Source organism: Thiohalomonas denitrificans, from assembly GCF_016841685.1.
In the GTDB taxonomy this organism is placed as follows: Bacteria; Pseudomonadota; Gammaproteobacteria; order Thiohalomonadales; family Thiohalomonadaceae; genus Thiohalomonas; species Thiohalomonas denitrificans_A.
Map to the genome: position 1 here is coordinate 23,118 of NZ_JAENYR010000046.1, position 7,780 is coordinate 30,897.

Consider the following 7,780-nt stretch of genomic DNA (forward strand, 5'->3'; position numbering starts at 1 on the left):
GACGACTCCCTAGAACTTGAACGGGCTCATGCCGATTTCATCGACGATCATTTTATCCATGTCGTTGATGAGTTTCGGTATGCGCTGGATGTCGGCGATCGACACTTCGTAGGTCTGCACACGCTCTTTCTCGAGATTGAGCGTCTTCAGCGTGTCGTCGATCTTGCTCATACGATAGTGAGCCATCTCGGACCCTTTGACGAAGTGGCACTGGTAGTTGTCGCCCTTCTGGCAACCCATCAGCATCACGCCATCGTAGCCGCTGTTGAGGGCATCGGTGATCCAGATGGTGTTGACCGAGCCGAGGCAGCGGACCGGGATGATACGGGCCCAGGGGCTGATCTCCTCGCGGTTCATGCCGGCCATGTCCAACGCCGGATAGGCGTCGTTCTCGCAGGCGAGGACCAGGATGCGCGGCTTTTCGTCGAACTCGTCGGGAATGTCGACGTTCTTCAACTGCTGGCCGACGGTCTCCACCGAGTAGTTCTCGAACGAGATTACGCGCACCGGGCAGGCGCCCATGCAGGTGCCGCAGCGGCGGCAACGTGCCTCGTTGTATTGCGGGTAGCCTTTTTCGTCCTCGTCGATGGCGCCAAACGGGCACTCCACCGTGCAGCGTTTGCACTGCGTGCAGCCTTCCTTGCGGAAGCTCGGGAACGACAGGTCGCCGGAACGCGGATGGGCGGCACGACCCTGTGCGGCGTTCTCACAGGCCTGAATCGCCTTCATGGTCGCCCCGGTGGCATCTTCGATGGCCTGGCTGGTATCCATCGGCCGACGCACCGGGCCGGCGGTGTAGATGCCGGTACGGCGGGTCTCGTACGGGAAGCAGATGAAGTGCGAGTCGGTGAAGCCGTTTTTCAGGTGCGGGACATCGGTGCCCTGCCGGTAGGAGAGGTTGAGAATCGAATCCGGCGCCTTGGCAAGTTCGGCCTCCAGTTTAACGACTTTCTCCTCCTGACCCTCCTGGTTCTTGGCCTCATCAAGCTCCAACTGCAGGTACGGGTTGGGGCCGCTGGCCGGCACCATGCCGGTCGCCAGTACCACCATATCGGCATTGGCGGTGGCATCCTCGTCGAGGATCAGGTCCTTGAAGTTGACCTTGAGATCGCCACTGGTATCGACCGAAGTGCATTTGCCCTTGGAGAAGGCCACGCCTTTCTCCTGGCCGGCACGGTAGAAGTCCTCGCCGGTTGCGCCCGGGGTACGCAGGTCATCGAACAGCACGGTGGCATCGCCACCCGCATCCCTCACGTACATGGCCTGCTTGATGGAGGTGGTGCAGCAGTGGCCCGAACAGTAGTTCAGGTGGCCCGGTTCGTTGGAGCGCTGGCCGGCGCACTGCACGAAGACGACGTTGCTGACTTCCTTGCCGTCCGACGGGCGCTTGATGGTGCCGCCGTTTGCGGCCTTGGCCAACTCCTCGAAACCCATCTGGTCGACCACATCGGGGCTTTTGCCACCGCCGAGATTATCGAGCTGATTGATGTCGTAGCGTCGGAACCCGGTGGCCTGGACGATGGCGCCGATTTCGATGCTGCTGGTGGAACCGCTTTCGGTGGCCAGTTCCGCCTTGAAGCGGCCCGGAGCGCCTTCGGTGCCGGCGACCGTGGTGTTCAGGTGGATGGTGATGTTGTCGTTGGCGTTGACCGCCTCGATAAGCTCACCGATTTCCGAATCCACATAGCCTTGGAGGCCGTTCTTGCGGGGCACGCTCTTGTAAAGCTTGCCGACCTGGCCACCGAGCTCACCGCTCTTTTCCACCAGGTCGACCTTGTAGCCGGCCTTGGCCGCTTCGATGGCGGAAGTGAGGCCGGAGATACCGCCGCCGACCACCATCAGGTGGCGGTTGAGGCTCTGCTCCCCGGAGCTTTCCGGGAGCTTCATGTGCTTGACCTCGGCACAGGCCATGCGCACGTAGTCGTCGGCCATCTCCTGCGTGGTCTCGCGGGCCTCATCCGTATCCGGACGGACCCAGATGACGCCTTCACGCAGATTGGCCCGGCTCATGGCCACATCATCGAAACGGAAAGCGTCGGTCTTGGCGCGACGCGAGCAGGCGGCGATAACCACCTTGTTCACGCCTTCGTTGTCGATGTCGTCCTGGATCATCTTCACGCCTTCGGCGGAGCAGAGGAACTCGTGCTCCTTGGCGACATTCGCCTTGCCGTCGCGGGTGGCGATGGTGACGAGCTGTGACGTGTCGAGGCGCTCGCCCAGGCCGCAGCCTTGACAAATATAGGCTCCAGTTTTGTTCTCAGACACTGCTTAACCCTCCTGACCTGCAACTCGATTGACCACCTGAATGGCACGCAGCGCGGCCGCGGTGGCATTCTGGGTGGCGCGGTTGACATCCAGCGCGTCGGAAGAGCATCCGGCGCCGAAAATACCGCCATTGGCAGGGTCGAAATCGATGAAATTATGTTCGTTGATCGCCGTTCCCTCGGGGAAGACGCCAGCGGGTACGTTCGATTCCATACCGATAGCCAGCACAACCAGGTCGTGCTCGTTGGCGTAACGGTTGTAGCCCTCGGTATCCACACCGTTGAGGATCAGGTTGCCGCTGTCCTTGTTGTCGACAATATTGGCGACCTTGGACTTCACGAACGACACGTTCTCGTCTTCCTTTACCTTCTGGTAGAAGTCGTCGATACGGTCGATGGCGCGGATATCGATGTAGTAGATGGTGCTCTTGGCTTCGTCACCGAACTGCTCGCGAACGTAGGTGGTCTGCTTCAGCGAGGCCATGCAGCAGATCCGGGAGCAGTGCTTCAGGTGGTTATGATCACGAGAGCCGGCGCACTGAATGAACGCGATGTTCTTCGGCTCTTTCCCATCGGAGGGGCGCTGGATGCGTCCGCCGGTGGGGCCGAACGGGTCCATCATGCGCTCCATCTCGACATTGGTAATGACATTGTCGAAGCGATCATAGCCGTAGGGCTGGATCTTGGCGGCGTCGTAGGGTTTCCAGCCCGTGGCCCAGATCACCGAGCCTACGTTCAGTTCCATGTCCTGTTCCTGCATCTCCAGGTCGACTGCATTGTATTTGCAGGCGTCCTTGGCCTTCTGCGCGTCATCGGTGCCGATGATGCGCGGATCGAGGACATAACGCTGGGGGTATGCCATCCGCGAGGTCAGGTAGGCCCCTTTGCGTTTGCCGAGCCCGAAGTTGTGCTCGTCATCGAACTCCGCTTCCACCGCGTCACCGCACTCACCGCAAGCGGTGCAGTTTTCGTTGACGTAGCGCGGCGCAACCTTTACTGAGATGTTGTAGTTGCCTTCCTCACCCTTGATGTCGGTCACTTCGGCCATCGAAATCAGCCGGATGTTCCGATTGGCCTTCAGTCGGCGATACTGGATTTCCAGGCCGCAAGTGGGGATACAGAGCTTGGGGAAGTATTTATAGAGTTGACCAACCCGGCCACCAACGGACGGCGACTTTTCCAGCAGGACCACCTGCTTGCCGCATTCGGCCGCCTCCAGTGCAGCCGTCAGGCCGCTGATGCCGCCACCCACGACCAGAATGGTCTGGTTGGTTGCGATTGCCTCAGACATTGATTTTCCTCCATCAAGGACGATGCTTTTTGGGAACTCGAACAGACCGTGGAGGTTCAAAGTGCGGGTCTGTCTGGTCCAGTCTTGCCAAATCGGCTGGAGCTTTAGTCGGCTTACAAGTGGCTTTACGCCGGACTCACAATGGGTATGCCAACCTGAGTAGTGTGCGGAACACCACAGTCAGTGTCCGCACCAGCGCACGGTTTCGACGCCGGACTCCGAGTGCCATCACGATACCGTGTTATCTCGGCAAAAGCCCATTTTTTCGCATCGAAATTTCGAATAAGTGAATAGAATGTTTGTATGTTTTTCTGAAAATGTGATACTTGGCAGCCTCCCGTTAATAGTTAACCATAATGCTGGGTTTTTGCGACTGCAGATCAATTTCACGAGGTGACATGTGGCGGTGAATACGCTGAAGACCGAGGAGTATTTCGTTCAGGAAGAACCCTTCTACCATTCGGTATCGGACGAGGTGACCGTATTCGAGGCGGCCTATCGGAATCATCTGCCGGTTCTTCTGAAAGGTCCGACCGGCTGCGGTAAGACCCGTTTCATGGAATATATGGCCTGGCGCCTCCAGCGGCCGCTGATTACGGTCTCCTGCCATGATGACCTGACCGCCACCGACCTGGTCGGTCGCTACCTGATCAAAGGTGGAGAAACGACCTGGGTGGATGGACCCCTGGCCCGCGCCGTTCGCGCCGGAGCCATCTGCTACCTCGACGAGATCGTCGAGGCGCGCAAGGATACCATGGTGGTGATTCATCCTCTAGCCGACGACCGCCGGGTGCTGCCGATGGAAAAGCGGGGCGAACTGATCGCCGCCGAAGACGCTTTTTGTCTGGCCATCTCCTACAACCCCGGCTATCAGAGCGTACTCAAGGACCTCAAGCAGAGCACCCGCCAGCGCTTCGTGGCCCTGGAATTCGACTATCCGGGGCCGGATACCGAAGCGGAGATCGTCGCCAGGGAGTCCGGCGTCGCCCCTGAACTGGCCGCGCGGCTGGTGAAGTTCGCCGGCATGACCCGTAACCTCAAGGGCAGCGGCCTCGAAGAGGGTGCCAGCACCCGTTTATTGGTTCATGCCGGCAAGCTCATCGCTTTCGGCATCGACCCGGTCGTCGCTTGTCGCACCGGGATTGCCCAGGCGCTTACCGACGACCCGGAGATGATCATCGCCGTCAACGAGCTTTCCTCGTCGGTATTTTAAAAACACCTTGATTCACCGCAGAGGCGCAGAGATCGCAGAGGATGAAATTCCTGGAGATTGAGCGTGATCGTGGCTTGTAGCTGCTCACTCCCCCGTCATCCCTGTCACCGCCGCGTAGGCGGGAATCCAGAGGCCGAAGCGCGCATCAAATGGATCCCCGCCTACGCGGGGATGACGAATTTTTCTCTGCCATGTGTGATATTGAGAAGTTACCCGGGGGAGTGATTGCCCTGGCTCTTGATATGACGATAGGTATCGGTTTTTTCTCTGTGTTCTCTGCGGTTATTTATCGTTTCAGCAACTCTGCGGCAGGTGTTCAATGAAACCGAGACTTGGCATCGAAGAGATCACCGCCCGGCTCGATGACCTGCTGGAGGTGGAGTTCAGCTTTCGGGATACTTCGGAGGCAGCCCGCTCCATCGCCGCACTCGATCGGCGGCGGCAGGACTTCATTCTCGATCTGGTCGCCCGTGTCGCCAGTACCAACGTCGAGATTGCCCATCGCCTCTCCGGCCACGCGGTTCGCGTGCTCGAGGCCACCGACGAGCGAATGGTCGAGGCCTGGGCCCTGCACGCCACCGACACCTATGATCGGTCCGGCCTGCGCCCGGGCCTTCAGGTGATTGTCGAGGTGGATCGTTTCATCAAGTTCGGACGGGCCCGCGCGACCGGAGCGGTGCTGGAGGAAGCCGGCGGGGTGCTGCTGCACTTTGTCCACGGGCTCTCCGGGCGTCCCCTCAAGCTGGAGGAGGCGGATGAAGCCTACACCGACACCGAGACCCTCTATCTGCCGCCGGTTCTGTCGCGACTTCCGGATTCGAAGGACAACTTCAGCCTCTACAAGGCGATTACCGCCATGCTGTGGGCCCAGACCCGCTTCGGGACGTTCAGGACCTCGGTCATGAACGCCCTGCGATCCCACCCATCTCCCGGCCCCCTGCTGCGGCTGTACCACGCCTTGGAGACCGTGCGACTGGAAGGGTGTATCAGTCGTGAACTTTCGGGTTTGTGGCGCGAAATGCTCCGAATAAAGGAAACCCTGGGTGAGGTTCGGCCGCTGGAGTGGGTCACTGTCAGTGAACGGCTGTTGCGGCGCGGGGCGGATTCCGGGGACAGCCTTGCGCTGGCCTGCGAACGGCTCGGCCGGCTGCCCGTACCTTCTCCTTTCAGTTATCAGGGCGTGCTTCATCTCGGGGAAGTGGCCGCGCGGACGGCGGAGCGGGTGGCGCGGGAAAAGGCCCTGTTTCGCGTCTCCCTGCGCGACCTGCTGGAGGAGAAATCGGAGGAGGAGAAGGCCGAAGCGGAACAGCAGCCCCCTCAGCGCTTTTCGAGCCTGCCACCTGATGCATCGGAACAGGAGAGCCCGCTGGACACTGAATTGCTGTTGGACTCCGAGCCGATCGCACCGCCCGAGCATATCCGGAACCTCATGAGCTCCATTATGCTCGATCTGGGCGAGATTCCGGATGAATACCTGGTGCCGGCAGGCCCCGGGGAGTACGACCCGCGCCTGTTCGAAGACGAACACAAGGACCCGGATGAAGTATGGCTCGGCACCTATCACGAGGAGGGCGCCGACCTCTACAACGAATGGGATTATCGCCGACAGCACTACCGCAAAAACTGGTGCGTGGTGCGTGAAAAGGCTGTCGAACCGGTGGACGATGGCTTTGCCGGGCAGGCCCTGCAGAAGTACAGCGGCCTGGTCCGCCACCTGCGCAAGACCTTCGAGGCCGTGCGCGATGAAGACCGGGTGGAGAAGCGCCAGCCGGACGGCGACGACATCGACCTCGATGCCCTGGTGGAGGCACTGGCGGACGTCCGAAACGGGGTCGAAATGAACGAGCGCGTTTTCACCCGACTGCACCGTACCGAACGCAATATCGCGGTGGTGTTCATGGTGGACATGAGTGGCTCGACCCGGGGCTGGATCAATGACGCCGAAAGGGAGTCGCTCCTGCTGCTTTCGGAAGCCCTCGATACCCTCGGTGATCGCTTCGCGATCTACGGCTTCTCCGGCATGACCCGCAAGCGCTGCGAAATCTACCGGGTGAAGGGATTCGAGGAGCCCTATGGCCCCGAAGTGCAGAATCGCATCAGCGGCATCCGCCCTCAGGACTACACCCGCATGGGTTTCGCCATTCGTCACCTCTCGCGGATCCTTTCGGACGAAGAGGCGAAGACCCGTATCCTGGTGACCCTCTCCGATGGCAAGCCGGACGACTACAGCGACTACCGCGGTGAATACGGCATCGAAGACACCCGCCGTGCCCTCATCGAGGCACATCACCAAGGGATCCACTCCTACTGCATCACCATCGACACCGAAGGTCCCGAATACCTGCCGCACATGTACGGCCCCGTCGGCTACACGGTAGTCGACGACGTCCGCCGCCTGCCCTATCAGGTAGCCGACATCTACCGCCGGCTGACCACGTAGACGGCAAAGCCAGAGAGAGCACAGAGTACACGGAGACAGCTTGAGCGAATCCAGGCGAACCACGGGGTGCACGGGGAAAAAAACTTGCCCCCGCTGCATTACGAGCCGTACCCGCCGCTGCACGGCCCCGAACCAGTGACGAACATTTAGCCGTCATTGCGGAGCGCCGAACGAGGGTCCCTTCTCCCTCAGGGAGAAGGACAGGATGAGGGGGAAAGAAAACGGTCACGGCCTATTAGATCACCCCCTCCCTGGCCCTCCCCCACAGGGGGAGGGAATGGCATCATCGGCCCTGTTCCGTACCCCTGGCTGCATGGAAAGGGGGAAGTTCTTCAGGAGGAGCCCCGGAAACAAAGTAATCTCCTGCTCCGAAAACCCCAGATTGTCGCGTCGCTGGGGCTCCTCCTGATGAACTTGCCCCCGCTGTCAGTACGAGGACGCCTACATGGATGTAGGTGGTAGAGCGACGCAGGATGCCAAAGCCGAGCCCCGGCGACGAAGTAATCTCCTGCTCCCAAAGCCCCAGATTGCCGCGTCGCTGTGGCTCCTCGCAATGACGGCTAAAGGTTCGT

At 60.3% G+C, this 7,780-nt stretch carries 4 protein-coding genes; 2 read left to right on the plus strand and 2 right to left on the minus strand.

Features of this window, described 5'->3' with window-relative positions:
* Positions 1–9 precede the first annotated feature (9 nt).
* Both Q7L05_RS11020 and Q7L05_RS11025 read right to left on the minus strand, forming a co-directional pair.
* Positions 10–2,265 carry a hydrogenase iron-sulfur subunit gene (locus Q7L05_RS11020; protein ID WP_303906187.1) on the minus strand — a complete coding sequence of 752 codons (2,256 nt, stop codon included), beginning with the start codon at positions 2,263–2,265 and terminating at the stop codon, positions 10–12.
* 3 nt (positions 2,266–2,268) lie between these two features.
* Entirely contained in the window at positions 2,269–3,555 is a 1,287-nt protein-coding gene (locus tag Q7L05_RS11025) for a CoB--CoM heterodisulfide reductase iron-sulfur subunit A family protein (protein ID WP_303906190.1), read from the minus strand.
* Positions 3,556–3,955: 400 nt separating this feature from the next.
* On the opposite strand from Q7L05_RS11025, the gene Q7L05_RS11030 reads away from it, so the two are divergent.
* Both Q7L05_RS11030 and Q7L05_RS11035 read left to right on the plus strand, forming a co-directional pair.
* Positions 3,956–4,768: a CbbQ/NirQ/NorQ/GpvN family protein gene (locus Q7L05_RS11030; RefSeq protein ID WP_317623120.1), complete on the plus strand. Its 813-nt coding sequence runs from the start codon at positions 3,956–3,958 to the stop codon at positions 4,766–4,768.
* 319 nt (positions 4,769–5,087) lie between these two features.
* Positions 5,088–7,208: a nitric oxide reductase activation protein NorD gene (locus Q7L05_RS11035; protein WP_303906192.1), complete on the plus strand. Its 2,121-nt coding sequence runs from the start codon at positions 5,088–5,090 to the stop codon at positions 7,206–7,208.
* The last annotated feature ends 572 nt before the right edge of the window (positions 7,209–7,780 follow it).